Source organism: Streptomyces dryopteridis, from assembly GCF_049606955.1.
GTDB lineage: Bacteria > Actinomycetota > Actinomycetes > Streptomycetales > Streptomycetaceae > Streptomyces.
Genome location: NZ_CP187113.1, coordinates 4,978,940 through 4,995,626 on the forward strand (window position 1 = coordinate 4,978,940; position 16,687 = coordinate 4,995,626).

General features: G+C 76.3%; 13 protein-coding genes and 1 riboswitch. Of the genes, 3 read left to right on the forward strand and 10 right to left on the reverse strand.

The features are described 5' to 3' along the window. Nucleotides 1–33: 33 nt before the first annotated feature. A complete protein-coding gene (locus ACN20G_RS21280) occupies nucleotides 34–1,266 on the reverse strand; it encodes a CapA family protein (protein WP_424214395.1) in 1,233 nt (410 codons plus the stop codon). Between the two features lie 84 nt (nucleotides 1,267–1,350). Continuing rightward, nucleotides 1,351–2,811: an Rv2231c family pyridoxal phosphate-dependent protein CobC gene (gene cobC / locus ACN20G_RS21285; protein ID WP_424214396.1), complete on the reverse strand. Its 1,461-nt coding sequence runs from the start codon at nucleotides 2,809–2,811 to the stop codon at nucleotides 1,351–1,353. A 253-nt stretch (nucleotides 2,812–3,064) separates the two neighbouring features. On the opposite strand from cobC, the gene ACN20G_RS21290 reads away from it, so the two are divergent. Continuing rightward, complete coding sequence (locus ACN20G_RS21290) at nucleotides 3,065–3,802, forward strand: ZIP family metal transporter (protein ID WP_424214397.1); 738 nt, start codon at nucleotides 3,065–3,067, stop codon at nucleotides 3,800–3,802. Here the strand turns inward: ACN20G_RS21290 and ACN20G_RS21295 are convergent. From ACN20G_RS21295 to ACN20G_RS21325, 7 genes are all read right to left on the reverse strand, one after another. Continuing rightward, a complete protein-coding gene (locus tag ACN20G_RS21295; protein WP_424214398.1) occupies nucleotides 3,799–5,223 on the reverse strand; it encodes a cobyrinate a,c-diamide synthase in 1,425 nt (474 codons plus the stop codon). The two genes, ACN20G_RS21290 and ACN20G_RS21295, sit on opposite strands and share 4 nt — an antisense overlap. Next, nucleotides 5,217–5,816, reverse strand: coding sequence for a cob(I)yrinic acid a,c-diamide adenosyltransferase (gene cobO / locus ACN20G_RS21300; protein ID WP_424214399.1), 600 nt, complete (start codon nucleotides 5,814–5,816; stop codon nucleotides 5,217–5,219). The genes ACN20G_RS21295 and cobO overlap by 7 nt, the downstream gene beginning before the upstream one ends. An 86-nt stretch (nucleotides 5,817–5,902) precedes the next feature. Then, nucleotides 5,903–8,083 carry a putative cobaltochelatase gene (locus tag ACN20G_RS21305; RefSeq protein ID WP_424214400.1) on the reverse strand — a complete coding sequence of 727 codons (2,181 nt, stop codon included), beginning with the start codon at nucleotides 8,081–8,083 and terminating at the stop codon, nucleotides 5,903–5,905. After that, nucleotides 8,080–9,666 carry a cobyric acid synthase gene (locus ACN20G_RS21310; protein ID WP_424214401.1) on the reverse strand — a complete coding sequence of 529 codons (1,587 nt, stop codon included), beginning with the start codon at nucleotides 9,664–9,666 and terminating at the stop codon, nucleotides 8,080–8,082. The genes ACN20G_RS21305 and ACN20G_RS21310 overlap by 4 nt, the downstream gene beginning before the upstream one ends. Then, nucleotides 9,663–10,652, reverse strand: coding sequence for a cobalamin biosynthesis protein (locus tag ACN20G_RS21315; RefSeq protein ID WP_424214402.1), 990 nt, complete (start codon nucleotides 10,650–10,652; stop codon nucleotides 9,663–9,665). The genes ACN20G_RS21310 and ACN20G_RS21315 overlap by 4 nt, the downstream gene beginning before the upstream one ends. A 57-nt stretch (nucleotides 10,653–10,709) precedes the next feature. Next, a riboswitch (cobalamin riboswitch) is annotated at nucleotides 10,710–10,793 on the reverse strand. A 146-nt stretch (nucleotides 10,794–10,939) separates the two neighbouring features. Next, nucleotides 10,940–11,161, reverse strand: coding sequence for a hypothetical protein (locus ACN20G_RS21320; RefSeq protein ID WP_424214403.1), 222 nt, complete (start codon nucleotides 11,159–11,161; stop codon nucleotides 10,940–10,942). 16 nt (nucleotides 11,162–11,177) lie between these two features. After that, on the reverse strand, nucleotides 11,178–12,482 hold the full coding sequence (locus tag ACN20G_RS21325; RefSeq protein WP_424214404.1) for an anion permease: 1,305 nt from the start codon (nucleotides 12,480–12,482) through the stop codon (nucleotides 11,178–11,180). Between the two features lie 342 nt (nucleotides 12,483–12,824). On the opposite strand from ACN20G_RS21325, the gene ACN20G_RS21330 reads away from it, so the two are divergent. Then, the gene (locus ACN20G_RS21330; protein WP_424214405.1) at nucleotides 12,825–13,958 is read left to right on the forward strand and encodes an alpha/beta hydrolase; all 1,134 of its coding nucleotides are present in this window, start codon (nucleotides 12,825–12,827) and stop codon (nucleotides 13,956–13,958) included. 23 nt (nucleotides 13,959–13,981) lie between these two features. Here the strand turns inward: ACN20G_RS21330 and ACN20G_RS21335 are convergent, their stop codons facing one another. Then, the gene (locus tag ACN20G_RS21335; protein ID WP_424214406.1) at nucleotides 13,982–14,686 is read right to left on the reverse strand and encodes a rhomboid family intramembrane serine protease; all 705 of its coding nucleotides are present in this window, start codon (nucleotides 14,684–14,686) and stop codon (nucleotides 13,982–13,984) included. 518 nt (nucleotides 14,687–15,204) lie between these two features. On the opposite strand from ACN20G_RS21335, the gene ACN20G_RS21340 reads away from it, so the two are divergent. Continuing rightward, nucleotides 15,205–16,626: a hypothetical protein gene (locus ACN20G_RS21340; RefSeq protein WP_424214407.1), complete on the forward strand. Its 1,422-nt coding sequence runs from the start codon at nucleotides 15,205–15,207 to the stop codon at nucleotides 16,624–16,626. Nucleotides 16,627–16,687 lie beyond the last annotated feature (61 nt).

Here is a 16,687-nt window from a genome sequence, read left to right on the forward strand (position 1 = left end):
GTCGGACCGGGCGTCCCCGTTCCCGCGCGGCCCTCAGCGGGTCGCGTGCCGCAGGCCCTGCGCGGCCGCGCCCCGCGACATCACGGCCTCGGTCACCTGCCGGTCCACCGCCGCGTACTCCGTCTTCTTCGCCGGCCGCGCCGTGCTGCCCGGGTCGGCCGCGCAGGAGGCGCAGACCACCCGGAACGGGGGCTCCATGTCGGAGAACTGGGTCAGGTACTCCGCCTTGGAGACCTCCCAGCGCCCCGGGTTCGCCGTCGAGGGCGAGAAGGTGAACCGGGGGATCGAGGACATGTTGCCCCGCCGCTTGTCGGCCGGCACGAAGCTCGCGATCTGGTCGCCCATCCCGTAGACCACCCAGGTCCCGTTGATCTTCTCGTAGGGCTGCGGCACGTGGTTGTGGGTGCCCAGGATCAGGTCGATGTCCGGCAGCCCGTCCGCCCCCTTGGACGCGGTCAGCGCCTGCGCCAGCTCCTTCTGCTGCGCGTCGGGCGCCGTCTGCCACTCGGTGCCCCAGTGGATCGACAGCACCACCACGTGCGCCCCGGCCTTCCGCGCCGCCCGCGCGTCCGCGAGGATCCGGTCCTTGTCGATCAGGTTCACCGACCAGGGCTTGTCCGCCGGCACCGGGATGCCGTTCGTGCCGTAGGTGTACGACAACTGCGCCACCGTGCCGCCGCCCGCCGGGATCAGCGCCGGCGCCTTGGACTCCTCCGGGGTCCGGGCCGAACCCACGTGCTCGATCCCCACCGCGTCCAGCCCGTCAAGCGTCCGCTTGAGCCCCTCGAACCCGCCGTCCAGGGTGTGGTTGGAGGCGGTGGAGCAGGACTCGTAGCCCGTCTCCTTCAAGGCCGTCGCCAGCTGGCCCGGGGCCTTGAACGTCGGATAGCCCGTGAACGGCCCGCCGGGGGCCGCGTACGGTATCTCGTGGTGGCACAGCGCCACGTCCGCCGCGCTCACCACCGGCCGCACCCCGGCCAGGATCTCCCGGAAGTCGTGGCTCTCGCCCGAACCCCGCGCGTCGTCCGCCGCCCGCTGGATGATCGACGGGTACGGGATGATGTCCCCCGTCCCCACCAGCGTGAACGGCTTCGCCGCCGAGGGCAGCGGCGCGCCCGTCGGCGTCTTCCCCCCGGGCTTGGCGAGCCGCTGCTCGGCGCCGCCGGCCTCGTCGGCCCGATCCAGCAGACCGGGCACGAGGTAGACCCCGCCCCCGATCAGCGCCAGGCCCGCGAGGGCCGCTCCGACCTTGGCCGCGCCGCGCATGTCCGTCTCCCCGTGTCACCCGTGTGTTCGTGTGATGGAACGATTCACCGATCCACCGACCACGACACTGCCACACGGAAGGGGTCAGGGGGTGGTCAGGGTCAGCGCCCGGTCCAGCGCCTGCAACAGCCGGCCCGTCGTCACCCGGTCCCGCACCGCGAGCCGCAACCAGTCCGGCCCCAGCCCCGGGAAGGTGTCCCCGCGCCGCACCGCGAACCCCGCCGTCAACAACCGCTCCCGCACCTGAGCCCCCCGCGCCACCCGGATCAGCACGAACGGCGCCCGCGCGTCCGGCACCACCGTCACCTCCTCGAACTCCGCGAGCCCCGCCAACAGGTGCGCCCGGTCCACCGCGATCCGCTCCGCCGCCGCGGCCGCCTCCGCCAACGCCCGCTCCGACACGCACGCCCGCGCCGCCACCAGCGCCGGGGTCGACACCGCCCACAAGGGCTGCGCCCGCTCCAACTCCGCGATCAGCCCCGGCTCGCCCACCACGTAGCCGATCCGCAGCCCCGCCAACCCCCAGGTCTTCGTCAGACTCCGCAACACCACCAGCCCCGGCAGGTCCGTGCGCCCCACCAACGCCTCGCGCTCCCCGGGCACCGCGTCCAGGAACGCCTCGTCCACCACCAGGGTCCGCCCCGGCCGCGCCAGGGCCGCCAGGGTCGCCGCCGGGTGCAGCACCGAGGTCGGGTTCGTCGGATTGCCCACCACCACCAGGTCCGCGTCCGCCGGCACCCGCGCCGGATCCAGCCGGAAGCCCTCCGACTCCCGCAACACCACCCGCTCCACCCGGTGCCCCGCGTCCCGCAGCGCCGCCTCCGGCTCCGTGAACTGCGGGTGCACCACCACCGCGCGACGCGGCCGCAGCGCCCGCGCCAACAGCACGAAGCCCTCCGCCGCCCCCGCCGTCAACAACACCCGCTCCACCGGCAGCCCGTGCCGCGCCGCCACCGCCGCCCGCGCCGCCCGCCCGTCCGGGTACGCCGCCAACGAGGTCAACGACCCCGCGATCTCCTCCCGCAACCAGGCCGGCGGGGTGTCCGCCCGCACGTTCACCGCCAGGTCCGTCACCGAGGCCCCCAGGTCCACCACCTCCGCGTCCCCGTGGTGCCGCAACGCGTACGGATCCGCGTCCACCCCGCCCGGCTCCGCCCCGCCCCCGACCACCGTCGCCACCGCGCACGTCGCCGACGCCGACCTCCGCTTCGGCACCAGCAGCGCCCCGCCGCCCCCCGCCAAGGCCGCGGCCTCCGCCACGCTCCCCGTGCCCACCGCGGCCAGCGCCCGCTCCGAGGCCGCCCCCGGCACCGCCACCGCCGCCAACCGGTCCGCCGGATACCCCCACACCGGCACACCCAGCCGTCTGGCCGCGCCCGTGATCCCCGGCTCGGCCGCCTTGGCCTCCACCGTCGCCAGCGCCGTCACAGCCCCCGGCGCCACCCCGGCCACCCGCAGCACCTCGGTGACCAGCGCGTGCACCTCCGCCTCCGGCACCCCGGACCGACCGCCGACCCCGACGATCACCCGTGCCTGCTCGTTCATGCGCCAGCCCCCATCTCGTGCCGCCCGCCGTGTGTCGGGCGGGTCGGCGCGGCGGGCGCCGGGTCGGCGCCGGCCGCGCGAATCGTTCTCGTGCTCCGTGGTCATCGACGCGGGCACGCGTCCGATCCGAACACGTGCCCGCCCCAGTCGTATGCCTCACGAACGGGCCCGGCGTCAACATCGGGCCCATTCCGCTTCACCCCCACCCGCGCGCGGACGTGCGCGCCGGCCCCGGAATCGGTATGCAGAACGCATGGCGGTGCTCGTGGCGCTCGGCGCGTTCCTGATGACCCTGGCGGGCGGGTGGACGGCGCAACGCGTCACCGACCGCCGGCACCTCGTCCTCGGCCTGGCCGGGGGCCTGATGCTCGGCGTGGTCGGCCTCGACCTGCTGCCGGAGGCGATGCACGCCGCCGGCGGCGAGGTCTTCGGGGTCCCGGCCGCCCTGCTCCTCTTCGTCGGCGGCTTCCTCGCCGCCCACCTCGTGGAACGGCTCCTCGCCGTCCGCCAGGCCGCCCACGGGGGAGAGGAGCACGAGGGAACCGGCGGCCGGGTCCCCCAGGTTGGCCTGACCGCCGCCACGGCGATGGTCGGCCACAGCCTCGCCGACGGGGTCGCCCTCGGCGCCGCCTTCCAGGTCGGCGGCGGCATGGGCGTGGCCGTCGCCCTCGCCGTGATCACCCACGACTTCGCCGACGGCTTCAACACCTACACCCTCACCCGGCTGTACGGGAACGCCCGCCGCAAGGCCCTGCTGATGCTCTTCGCCGACGCCCTCGCCCCGATCGTCGGCGCCGCGTCCACCCTGCTGTTCACCCTTCCGGGCGAGTTGCTCGGCGGCTACCTCGGCTTCTTCGCGGGCGTCCTGCTCTACCTCGCCGCCGCCGAGATCCTCCCCGAGGCCCACCACGACCACCCCGCCCTGTCCACGCTGCTGTGCACGGTGGGCGGGGTGGCCGGGATCTGGCTCGTCGTCGGCGTCGCCGACTAGGCCCCGGCCGCCTCGACCCGGGCCGTCTCGGCGGCCCGGAACGCCGCCGCCGAGGACACCAGCCGCGCCGCGACCTCCGGCGCGCCCACCCAGTGCGTGTGCAGGTAGCTCGCGTGCACCCCGCCCGCCACGAAGCCCTCCAGCCGGCGCTCCGGATGCGTGAACCCCCACGCCGCCGCCACGCCCGCCCCCGGCTCGACCACCGTGCGGTGGAACTCGTGCCCCCGCAGCCGGGTGCCGGCCCGGGCCAGCGAACTGTCCCCGACCGCCACCGCCTCCCGGTAGCCCAGCGTCAGCCGCTCCGACATCCGCGCCTCCGCCGGCAGCACCCCGCACATCGGGACCCCGTCCAGGGACCGCGCCAGGTACAACAGGCCCGCGCACTCCGCCGCCACCGGCGCCCCGGCCGCCGCCAGCCCGGCCACCGCCTTCCGCAAGGGCTCGTTCGCCGCCAGCTCGCCCGCGTACACCTCCGGGAAGCCGCCGCCGATCACCAGCGCGTCCGTGCCCTCCGGCAGGGCCTCGTCCCGCAGCGGATCGAACTCCGCCACCGAGGCCCCGGCCGCCGTCAACAACTCGGCGTGCTCCGCGTACGAGAACGTGAACGCCGGCCCGCTCGCCAGGGCCACCACCGGCCGCGCCGCCCCGGCCACCGGCTCCACACCGGCCTGTGCCAGGGCCGCCGTCGGATCCCAGACCGGACCCGGCAGCGCCGGCGCGGTCCGGGCCAACGCCCACAGGGCCTCCAGATCGCACCCGGCCACCACCTGCTCGGCCAGCGCGTCCACCGAGGCCACCGCGTCCGCCCGCCGCTCCGCGACCGGCACCAGACCCAGGTGCCGCGAGGGCGCCGAGACCTGCGGGGCACGCCGCAGCACGCCCAGCACCGGCGTCCCCGCCTCCTCCAGGGCCTCCCGCAGCATCGCCTCGTGCCGGTCCGAACCCACCTTGTTCAGGATCACCCCGCCCAGGCGCACCATCGGGTCGAAGGACGCGAACCCGTGCACCAGCGCCGCCACCGACCGCGACTGCGAGGAGGCGTCCACCACCAGCACCACCGGCGCCCGCAGCACCTTCGCCACCTGCGCCGTCGACGCCAGCTCACCGCGCCCGGCCGCCCCGTCGTACAGCCCCATCACGCCCTCGATCAGCGCGAGGTCACAGCCCGCCGCGCCGTGCGCGAACAACGGGCCGAGCAGCTCGGGACCGCACATGAACGCGTCCAGGTTGCGCCCCGGCCGGCCCGTGGCCAGCGCGTGGTAGCCCGGGTCGATGTAGTCCGGCCCCACCTTGTGCGGGGAGACCGCCAGACCGCGTCGCCGGAACGCGGCCATCAGACCCGTGGCCACCGTGGTCTTGCCGCTGCCCGAGGACGGCGCGGCGATCACCAGCCGGGGCACGGCGGAACCGGAGGTCACCACTCGATGCCCCTCTGGCCCTTCTGGCCGGTGTCCATCGGGTGCTTCACCTTCGTCATCTCGGTGACCAGGTCCGCGAACTCCACCAGCTTCTCCGGCGCGTTGCGCCCCGTGATCACCACGTGCTGGGTGCCGGGCCGCGCGCGCAGCACCTCGATCACCTCGTCCGTGTCGATCCACCCCCAGTGCAGCGGGTAGGCGAACTCGTCGAGCACGTACAGCCGGTGGGTCTCGGCGGCCAGGTCCCGCTTGACCTGCTCCCAGCCCTCGCGCGCCGCCTGCTCGTTGTCGAGCTGCGCGTCGCGCTGCACCCAGGACCAGCCCTCGCCCATCTTGTGCCAGACCACCGGGCCGCCCTTGCCGGTCTCGCCCAGCGCCTTCAGCGCGTTCTCCTCGCCGACCTTCCACTTGGCGGACTTCACGAACTGGAACACCCCGATCGGCCAGCCCTGGTTCCAGGCCCGCAGGGCCAGGCCGAACGCGGCCGTCGACTTGCCCTTGCCGGGGCCGGTGTGGACGAAGACCAGTGGGCGGTTGCGGCGCTGGCGGGTGGTGAGGCCGTCGTCGGGGACGACGGACGGCTGGCCCTTGGGCATGGGTGACCCCTTCTCGATGAGCGCGAAGACAAGACGGAAAAGCGTGCGTGCGGTGCGTGCGGCGTGTTCGGTGCGCCGCCGGTGGCTCAGGCCGGGACCGGGACGCGACGGGCGCCCGCGCGGGCCGAGGGCGCGCCGGCCGCGGCCCCGCGCACCCCCTTGACCAGCCCGGCCAGGGCGTCGGCCCGCAGCCCCTCCAGCGTGACCCCGACCCCGCCGAGGTCCCCGGCCAGCACCTGGGCGAGCCCGAGCCGCACCGGCCCGGTCTCGCAGTCCACGACCACCGAGGCCACCCCGTCGGCGGCCAACAGCCCGGCGGCCCGCCGGGACAGCGCCCGCGCGTCCCCGGCCGAACCGCCGGCCGCCCCGGCACCGGCCGTGGAGGTGGCCCGGCCGTCGGTGACCACCACGAGCAGCGGACGCCGCGAGGGGTCCCGCAGCCGCTCCACCCGCAGGGTCTCGCGGGCCGTCAGCAGCCCGGCCGCCAGCGGGGTCCGGCCCCCGGTGGGCAGCGAGCCCAGCCGGGCGGCGGCGGTGTCCACGGAGGAGGTGGGCGGCAGCGCCAGGGTCGCGCCCGCGCCCCGGAAGGTCACCAGGCCCACCTTGTCCCGCCGCTGGTAGGCGTCGAGGAGCAGGGAGAGGACGGCGCCCTTGACGGCGCCCATCCGCTGCCGGGCCGCCATCGATCCGGAGGCGTCCACGACGAACAGCACGAGATTGCCCTCGCGGCCCTCGCGCCCGGCCTCGCGCAGGTCGTCGGGGCGGATCAGCAGGCCCGGACCGGAACGGCCCCGGGCCCGCTGGTGCGGGGCGGCGGCGTGCACGGTCGCCGACAGGTGCAGGGCGCCGAGCCGACCGCGCGGCCGGTGCGCGCCGGTGGTGCGCCCGTGCGCGGTGCGGGCCCGGGAGCGCCGGCCGGCGGCGCCCTCGCCCAGGCCCGGCACGCTCAGCACGCGGGTGCGGAAGGGCTCGCCGGCGGCCACCGCGGGCCGCTCCGGGGCCTCGTCGGGACCGGTCGGGGGCCGCTCCTCGCGGTCCTCCCGGCTCTCGCGCGGGGTGTCGGGGGCGGGCTCGGCGGGGGAGTCGGGGCTCTCGGCGGGCGGCGCGGGCGGCACGTCGCCCCGGGGGCCGCCGTCGCCCCCGTCCCCGCCCTCGTCGGGGTCGGTGCCGTCCGGGTCGGTGTCGCCGGGGCCGGCCTCGGGGTCCTCCGGGTCCGTGCCCGGTTCGGGATCGGGCTCGGGCTCCGGTTCGTCGTCGGGGAGTTCGTCGAGTATCCGGTCCAGCAGCGACTCGTCCAGGCCCGGCGCGTCGAAGGGGTTGCGGCGCCGGCGGTGCGGCAGCGCGAGCAGCGCGGCCTGCCGCACGTCCTCCTTGAGCACCTCGACGCGGCCGGCCCACGCGGCGAGCGCGGTCGCGGTGCGGGCCATGACGATGTCGGCGCGCATCCCGTCCACCTCGAACCCGGCGCACACGGCGGCGATCCGCAGCAGGGACACGTCCCCGAGCCGCACCGAGGGCAGCAGGGCGCGGGCGGCGACCACCCGGGCGCGCACGGCGTCCTCCTCGGCGGCCCAACGGGCGGCGAAGGCGGCCGGGTCGTCGTCGTGGGCGAGCCGGCGGCGGACCACCTCGACCCGCTGGGCGGGTTCGCGGGAGGCGCTGACCTCGACGGTGAGGCCGAAGCGGTCGAGCAACTGCGGGCGCAGTTCGCCCTCTTCGGGGTTCATCGTGCCCACGAGCAGGAAGCGGGCCCCGTGCCGCACCGAGACGCCCTCGCGCTCCACGTAGGAGGAGCCCATGGCGGCGGCGTCCAGCAGCAGGTCGATGAGGTGGTCGTGGAGCAGGTTGACCTCGTCCACGTAGAGGATGCCGCGGTGCGCGTCGGCGAGCAGGCCCGGTTCGAAGGACTTCACGCCCTCGGCCAGGGCGCGTTCTATGTCGAGGGCGCCGACCAGCCGGTCCTCGGAGGCGCCGACGGGCAACTCCACCATGCGGGTGGGGCGTTCGGTCCCGGCCGTGGCCGGCTCGTGCGGTCCGTCCGGGCAGTGGGCGTCGGGGACGGCGGGGTCGCAGGAGAAGCGGCAGCCGGGCACGACCCCCACGTGCGGGAGCAGGGTGGTCAGGGCGCGCACGGCGGTGGACTTGGCCGTGCCCTTCTCGCCCCGCACCAGGACCCCGCCGACGGCCGGACTGACCGCGTTCAACAACAGGGCCAGGCGCAGGCCGTCCTGACCGACGACGGCGGTGAACGGGTACGGGGTGCTCATGACGCTCCTTCTGCGGCGGGCGTGGCAGGCGTGGCGGGTGTGGCGGGGGTGGGGCCGGGCAGGGCGGGCGCGCCCGGCGGCAGGAAGGGCAGGCCGGTCGGGGCGCCGTGCTCGATCAGCCGCCACAGGGCGTCGGTGTCGGCGTGCTCCTCGATCAGGTCGCCCAGCAGGTCGAGCTGGGCCTCGCGCAGGGCCTCGAAGGAGGTGTCGGGGGCGGGTTCGAAGGCGCGGCCGGCGGCGCGGGCCACCTCGCGCAGGAACGCGCGGCGGAAGCCGTCGCTCTCCAGCGAGCCGTGCCAGTGGGTGCCCCACACGGAGCCGACCCGGCACCCGTCGAGGAAGGGTTCGCCGCCGAGCACCTCGGCGACCCCGTGGTGGATCTCGTAGCCGGCGACCGGCTCCCCGAGGGCCTCGCCGGCGGGCCGGGCGAGGGTCTTCTCGCGGTGGAAGCGGATCCGGACGGGCAGCAGGCCGAGGCCCTCGACGGTCCCGGCCCGGGACTCGACCTCGTCCTCGATCACCTCGCCCAGGGCCTGGAACCCGCCGCAGATCCCGAGCACCGGCCGGCCCTCGGCGGCCCGTCGGGCCAGTTCCCCGGCCAGCCCGCGCTCGCGCAGCCAGGCCAGGGCCCGCACGGTGCCCCGGGTGCCGGGCACGATCACGAGGTCGGCGTCGGTCAGTTCCTCGGGCCGGTCCACGAAGCGCACGACCACGCCGGGTTCGGCCGCCAGCGCGTCCACGTCGGTGAAGTTCGACATCAGCGGCACCGCGCAGACCGCGACCCGCAGCACGTCCCGCCCCAGCGGCGGGGCCACGACGGACTCGCGGACGGCGCCGCGCAGCGAGACCCGCAGCCCGTCCTCCTCGTCGATGCCCAGGCCGTGCCGGAACGGCAGCACCCCGAGGGTGCCGCGCCCGGTGAGGTCGCGGAGCATCTCCAGGCCCGGTTCGAGCAGGCTCACGTCGCCCCGGAACTTGTTGACGAGGTATCCGGCGATCAGCTCCTGGTCCTCGGGGGAGAGGAGGGCGGTGGTGCCGAAGAAGGAGGCGAAGACCCCGCCCCGGTCGATGTCCCCGACCACGACCACGGGGAAGCGGGCGGCGCGGGCGATGCCCATGTTGACGATGTCGGTGCGGCGCAGGTTGATCTCGGCCGGGCTGCCGGCCCCTTCGCAGATCACGGCGTCGTACGTACCCCGCAATTGCTCCAGGCAGTCCGTGACCACGCCGAGCAGGCGCTCCTGCCGGCCACCGTGGTAGCCGCGGGCGCTCATCTCGCCGACCGGCTTGCCCAGCAGCACGACCTGGCTGCTGCTGTCGCTCCCGGGCTTGAGCAGCACCGGGTTCATCAGCGCGGTGGGCTCGACCCGGGCGGCCTGGGCCTGCATGGCCTGGGCGCGGCCGATCTCGGCGCCCTCGCGGGTGACGAAGGAGTTCAGGGACATGTTCTGGGCCTTGAACGGGGCGACCTTCACGCCCTGGCGGGCCAGCCAGCGGCAGATGCCGGCGGTGACGACGCTCTTGCCGGCGTCGGAGGTGGTGCCGGCGACGAGCAGGCCGCCGCCGAGGCGCGGGTGCGTCACGAGGGGGTTCCCTTCGGGGTGGTGCGGGGGGCGCGGGCGCCGCGCGCGAGCCGGGCCAGGCCCAGTCGGGCGGCGACGCAGACGCCGAGGGTGAGCCAGGTGACCCGGGTGGACAGGCGCACGGCGCGGGTTATGTCGGGCACGGCCGGGGGGCGGCCGGCGGCCCCGTTGAGGACCGCGCGGTGCTCGACGCGGCCCGCGTAGGCGAGGGTGCCGCCGAGCCGCAGCCCGAGGGCGCCGGCGAACGCGGCCTCGACCGGGCCCGCGTTGGGGCTGGGGTGTCCGGCGGCGTCGGCGCGCCAGGCCCGGACGGCGCCGGCCCGGTCGGGCCCGAGGGCGACGGCGGCCAGCGCGGTCAGCCGGGAGCCGGGGGCGCCGAGCAGGTCGTCGAGGCGGGCGGAGGCCCAGCCGTAGCGCAGGTGCCGGGGGGACTTGTGGCCGACCATCGCGTCGAGGGTGTTGGCGGCCCGGAACCCGAGCAGGCCCGGGACCCCGGCCAGGGCGCCCCAGACCAGGGCGCCGACCACCGCGTCGGAGGTGTTCTCGGCCACCGACTCCACCACCGCGCGGGCCATCTCGGGCCCGTCCAGGGCCTCGGGGTCGCGCCCGCACAGGTGCGGCAGGCGGGCCCGGGCGGCCTCCTCGTCGCCGGCGGCGAGAGCCGCGCCGATGACGCGGGCCTCGCGGCCCAGGCTGGTGCCGCCGACGACGGCCCAGGTGGCGGCGGCGGTCAGGGCGATCCGGACCGGGGCGGGGGAGCGGCGCACGGCGCGGTCGGCGAGCAGTCCGACGGCGACGGCGCCGCCCGCGCAGACGGCGGCGTGGACGACCCCGGCGGAGCGCCGGTCGCGCCACAGGGCGTTCTCGACGGCCGCGGCGGCCCGTCCGAAGGCGGCGACGGGATGCCCGCGGCGCGGATCGGCGAAGATCCGGTCGGCGAGCAGGCCCAGCGTCGCGCCGTACGCGTAGACGCGATCGGCACGCATGAGACAGACGTGTCCTCACTCAGGGTCCGCGCCCTGGTTCGACGTGACCGGCGGTGAGAGTTCCTGGCTCCCGGCGCCGCGTCGGGGACGGGCGGCCGGTGACAGTGGCGGGACCGCGCCGGATTCGCACCGGACTTCCTCTCCTGCCGCCGTGTTGGCTCCGGCAGTCCACCACGCCCCGCGAACACCCGTCAACTCACCGTTGACCTGCGGCGGGGGAAACGGGGCCGGGCCCGGGACCCCGCACGCGTGCGGTGGTCGCCGGGCCCGGCGGGGTGTGGCGGGTGTCAGGTGACGATCAGGTAGATCCCGAAGGTCACGGCCACCGCGCAGAGCGCGAAGCAGGCGTAGGCGCCGGTGCGGGCCAGGCCCGCCGAGCCGCCCGCGGTGGTGGCGGCCTCGTGCTTGGAGAGCCCCATCAGACCCAGGGTGAACAGGGCCACGAGCGCGACGGTGGCGGAGAGACTGACTCCGAAGACGGAGCCCAGTGCTGCCCAGTCGATCTTCATGCTGCCTATTCCTCTGTCAGAGCGCCGCGGCCGGGGTGGCCGGGGTCTCGGGGGCCGGGATGGTCGCCTTGAGGTCCTCGTCGCCGAGGGCCACCGTGACGGCGGTGCCGGACGCGGTGGGACCGGCCGGCGGGACGGCCACGGCCGCGATCGCGGTGGTGACCACGCCGGGGGCCTCGACCTCGACCTCGGCGGGGGCCGCGGGGGCCGCGTCCGTGCCGTCGACGTCGTTGACGTTGTTGTGGTCCACGACCTGGCGGCGCGAGATCAGGTAGATCGCCAGGCAGGAGCCGACGAGGAAGACCGTGACGGCGACGACGCCCAGGTCACCGGTGCGCATGACCAGCTCGGCCAGGGCCGAGACCAGGGCCGCGGCCGGCAGGGTCAGGCCCCAGGCCACGAACATGCGGGTCGCGGTGGACCAGCGGACCACCCCGCCCTTGCGGCCGAGACCGGCGCCCATCACCGCGCCGGAGCACGAGTGGGTGGTGGAGAGGGAGAAGCCCAGGTTGGACGAGGCCAGGATGACCGAGGCGGCCGAGGTCTGGGCGGCGAAGCCCTGCTGCGGCTGGAGGTCGGTCAGGCCCTTGCCCATGGTCCGGATGATGCGCCAGCCGCCGAGGTAGGTGCCCGCGGCGATGGCCAGACCGGCCGAGACGATGACCCAGACCGGCGGGTTGGAGCCCGCGGGCAGCGCGTTCCCGGCCACCAGGGCCAGGGTGATGATGCCCATGGTCTTCTGCGCGTCGTTGGTGCCGTGCGCCAGCGAGACCAGGCCCGCCGAGGCGATCTGACCGGCCCGGTAGCCCTTGGCCGAGGTCTTCTCGCCCATGCCGGCGCCGAGGCGGTAGGTGACCTTGGTGGCGAGCATCGCGGCGATGCCGGCGACGAGCGGCGCGGCCAGGGCCGGCAGCAGCACCTTGGTGACCACCACGCCGCCGTTGACGGCGCTGAAACCGGCGGAGGCCACGGCCGCGCCGATCAGGCCGCCCATCAGGGCGTGGGAGGAGCTGGAGGGCAGGCCGACCAGCCACGTCAGGAGATTCCAGAGGATCGCGCCGACCAGCGCCGCGAAGATCACTTCCGGCTGGATGCCCGATTCGTTGACGAGCCCGCTGGAGATCGTCTTGGCGACCTCGACCGACAGGAACGCGCCGACCAGGTTCAGCACGGCGGACATCGCCACCGCCGTCTTGGGCTTGAGGGCGCCGGTCGAGATGGTGGTGGCCATCGCGTTGGCCGTGTCGTGGAAACCGTTCGTGAAGTCGAACACGAGTGCGGTGATGATCACGATCCCGAGGAGAAGCGTTATGTGCTCCATTTACCCAGGCTTCTGTTGGACGTCAGTGGCTCGGCGACCGTAGGCAACCTGGGTGAACGGAAGATGAACTGGAACGGGCGGACCGGTGTCCCCGATCGCGCCCCGCTGTGGCGGTACGTCCCGATTGATCTCGAACTGTCCCGATTGATGCAGGTCGGCGTGAGTGAACAGTCTCCCCCGCCCCGGCCGCCCCACCCGACCCCGTCACCCGTCCGGACCCCCCGAAGAGATCCATGTCACCCCCGAGGGGGCCCCGGTCAACACCGCGCCCACCCCACCCCCGCCCCGGCCCGACGCCCCGCTCCGCCGGCGCCCCGACCCCCGCCCGCCGACACTGGACCCGTGCGCACCGCGACCGCGACGGCCGCAGCCGTCACCACCTCCCTGCTCGGCGCCGGCCTCGCCGCCGTCCTGGCCGGCCGCCACGCCGCCGCCGCGGCCCTGCGGCCCCACCCCGACCGCCCGCTGCCCGACGGGGCCCGGCTCACCGTGCACGCCGTCGACGGACGCCGGATCCTCCTCACCCGCTCCCTGGCCTCCCGGCTGCCCGGGGTCTACGGACTGCGCGGACCGGGCCTGGCCGGCGCGGTCGGCCCCCCGCTCCCCGCCGACCCCGAGGACCCCCCGCACACCGTCGCCCGCGAACTGCTCCGCGTCACCGAGGGCCGGCCCGCCGTCGGCGACCTGGTCACCCTCACCGCGCCCGTCCACACCGGCGACCCCACCACCGCCCTCGGCCTGCCCCACCGCGAGCTCACGATCCCCGGCGAACTCGGACCGCTGCCCGCCTGGCTCGTGCCCGGCCCCCGCGACACCTGGGTGATCGCCGTCCACGGCCTGGGCGCCGACCGGACCCAGGCCCTCGCCCTGGTCCCCCTCCTGCACGCGCTCCGGCTGCCCGTGCTGCTGCCCGCGTACCGGGGCGACCTCGGCGCCCCGCCCTCGCCCGACGGCCTGTCCCACCTCGGCGAGTCCGAATGGCGCGACCTCGACGCCGCCGTCCGGCACGCCCTGCGCGAGGGCGCCCGCCGGGTGATCCTCCTCGGCCTGTCCACCGGGGCCACCATGGCCCTGCGGCTGACGGAGAACTCGCCCCTGGCCGACCGGGTCGTCGGACTGGTCCTGGACTCCCCGGTCCTCGACTGGCACACCACCCTGCGCGCCCTGGCCGCCGCCGACGGGGTCCCCGCCGCCGTGCTCCCGCTCGCCGTCCGGGCCGCCGAGGGCCGCGCCGGACTGCGGGTCGACCGGCCCCCCGCCGGCGCCCCGCCCGCCGCGCTCCGCGTCCCTACCCTGATCACGGCGAGCCCCGACGACACCCTCGCCCCCTGGGAGGCCGGCCGCCGACTGGCCGCCTCCCGACCCCACCTCGTCACCTGGCGCCCGGTCCCGCACGCCGCCCACGCCGCGCTGTGGAACGCCGACCCGGAGGGCTACGAGGAGACCCTGCGCCGCTTCCTCGTCCCCCTGCTCTGACGGCCCAGAGCAGTTCCGACGGGCTAGAACAGGCCCGACTTGCGGACCTCCCCGCGCGGCGCCGACTGGGCGGGGACCGCCGCGGGGCCGGCCGTTCCCGGGGCCGCCGGACCGCCGGCGCCCGCGCGGTCCCGCAGCCAGAACGCCCCCAGCGCCCCGCCGAGCAACCCGCCCAGGTGCGCCAACCAGCTCACCCCCGGGGTCCCCGGCACCGCCGTGGTCAGCAGGTACGCGAACGAGGCCGCCATCACCACCCCGATCAGCGTGTCCACCAACCGCCGGTCGAACAGCCCGCGCAGTACCACGTACCCGAAGAACCCGAAGACCAGCCCGCTGGAGCCCACCCCCAGCGTGTCCCCGCCCTGGAACACCCACACGGCCAGCCCACTGGTCAACGCCACCAGCAGGGTCAGCCCCAGGAACCGGGCCACCCCCCGGTACGCGGCCAGGAACCCGAAGACGAACAGCGGCCCCGAGTTCGCCTGCAGGTGCTCCCAGCCGAAGTGCAGGAACGGGGCCGTCAGCACGGTCGGCAGCCGCGCCGGGTCGTGCGGCACCGTCCCGAAGCGCTGGGCCAGCCCGTTGTCCGAGGCCCAGTTCGCCACCTGGAGCGCCCACACCAGCGCCACCAGACCGAAGACCACGAAGAAGGCCCGCCGCGCCTCCGCCACCATCTCGTCGGCGCTGCGCGCGTCCCGCGCCCACCGTGTGCCGCCCGCCGTGCCCATCGCCGCTCCCCGTCCTCCCGCCGGCGCGGAACCGGTCGTCCGCGCGTCGTTCGCGACGAGTATCGGCCGGCCCCGGACCGGCGGCGCACGGGTCCGCGCACCCGCGATCGGCGCGCCGCCGACCCACCCGCGCCCGACCCCCGCACCCCCGCCCGGGGCCGCGACCGCCGGTGAACGCGCCCGCACCCCGCCGACCGGCCCCGTCCGCCGGGTCCGGCCGGCTCGGATCGCACCGTCGCGAACCGGCCCCGCCCGCCCACCCCACCGACCAATTCGCGCCGAGTTTCGACCACAATCGACCGGACCGACCCCCTCGGATTCCGCTTCGGCCCCTCCGCCGGCCGGATTCGACGGGGAAACGATCCGGACACGAGCCCGCGCACCCCCGGGCCGACCCCGCCCCACCGGCCGTCCACCGCACGCCCCGGCGCCCGCACCCGCTCCGACCCGCCTCCTCGCCCGCCCGCACCTCCCCCTTCCGTTTGGGCTTTCGGGCAGTGACGGGCGAGACTGCTTCCGTGACGTCCCGAAAGCCTGATGAGCAGTTGGCTCGCGACTCCAGACTCCGTCTCGTCTCCCCCCGCTCGGTGGCGACGGCCCGCAAGGCCGTGACCGACCGCAGGACCCGCCAGGCCCCCCGGCCGCCGGCGGGCACCCCGAAGACCGCCGAACTCGCCGACCGGGCCCGGCGCTCCCTCGCCGACGCCGCCCGCCTCGGCCGCTGGGCCGAGCTCGAACTCGGCAGCCTCGGCACCACCGGACCCGGACCCGCCGGCGCCCTCGCCCCCGCCGAGGTCGAACGCGCCTCCGCCGCCCTCGGCCTGACCCGGGGCCAGATCCGGGCCGGTTGGGACCGCGCCCGGCTCGCCGGCCTGGTCGAGGTGCACGGCGACACCGCCCGCCCCGGCTGGCGACTGCGCGCCTGGGACCGCGACGACTCCGCCGTGCTGCGCGGCTGGGTCGCCCTCTTCGACGCCTGGTCCCTGGTCCACCCCGCCCCCGCCGACCTCTCCCCGACCGCAGTCGCCGAGGTCGTCGAGGCCATGCCGCAGGTCCTCTCCCTGCTCCAGCTCTCCGCCGGCCCCGTCACCGTCCCGGTCCTCCTCGACCTCCTCGGCCGCCGGGTCACCGAACTGCGCGACGAACGCTGCGAGGTCCCCTACGAGGCCGACCACGCCGGCCTGCCCGCCCCCCGCGACGGCGCCCCCGCCCGCCCGCTCCCGCTGGCCCGCCTGCTGCGCTGGGCCCTCGGCGGCCTCGCCGCCGTGGACGCCGTCACCCTCGGCCCGGCCCAGGCCACGCTCACCCCGCTCGGCAGCTGGGCCGTCTGGGTCAAGCTGGAACAGATCTGCGTGGCCGCCCAGAGCCCCGCCGGGAACATCGAGCAGTCCGCCGCCGCCATGCTCCACGGCTGCGCCCGCCTCACCCCCGGCCCGGCCCGCGCCGAGTACCGGGCCTGGCTCGCCGCCCGCCCCGTCGGCCACGCCGTCTCCGAACTGCTCCAGGCGGCCCGCGGCGAGGACGCCCTGCTGCGCGGCCTGGCCTTCGAGGCCCTGCGCGTGGTCGGCGCCCCCGCCGAACCCGAGGTCCGCGCCGCCGCCCGCGAGGCCACCCTGCGGCCCTACGCCCTGCTCTGGCTCGCCGAGCAGGACGGCCGCGACCCCGAGGACGTCGCCGAGGTCCTCACCCCCGAGGAGTCCACCTGGCTCTGGGTCGACACCGCCGCCGCCATCGCCGACCACGGAGAGGCCGAGCTGCTGGCCCGCCACCTCGACTCCGCCGTGCGCACCACCGTGCCCCGGCTGCTCGACGAGGTGCGCGCCGTCGGACACCCCCGGACCGTGCAGGTGCTCGTGGCCCTCGCCGCCGCGCACCCCGACCCGGCCCTGGCCAAGGCCGTCCGCCGGGCCGCGTTCCAGGTCCACACCGGCGGGGCCTAGCACCGCGAACGTGCGCGGGCCCCGACACCCAGGTGGGTGTCGGGGCCCGCGCACGCGCCGC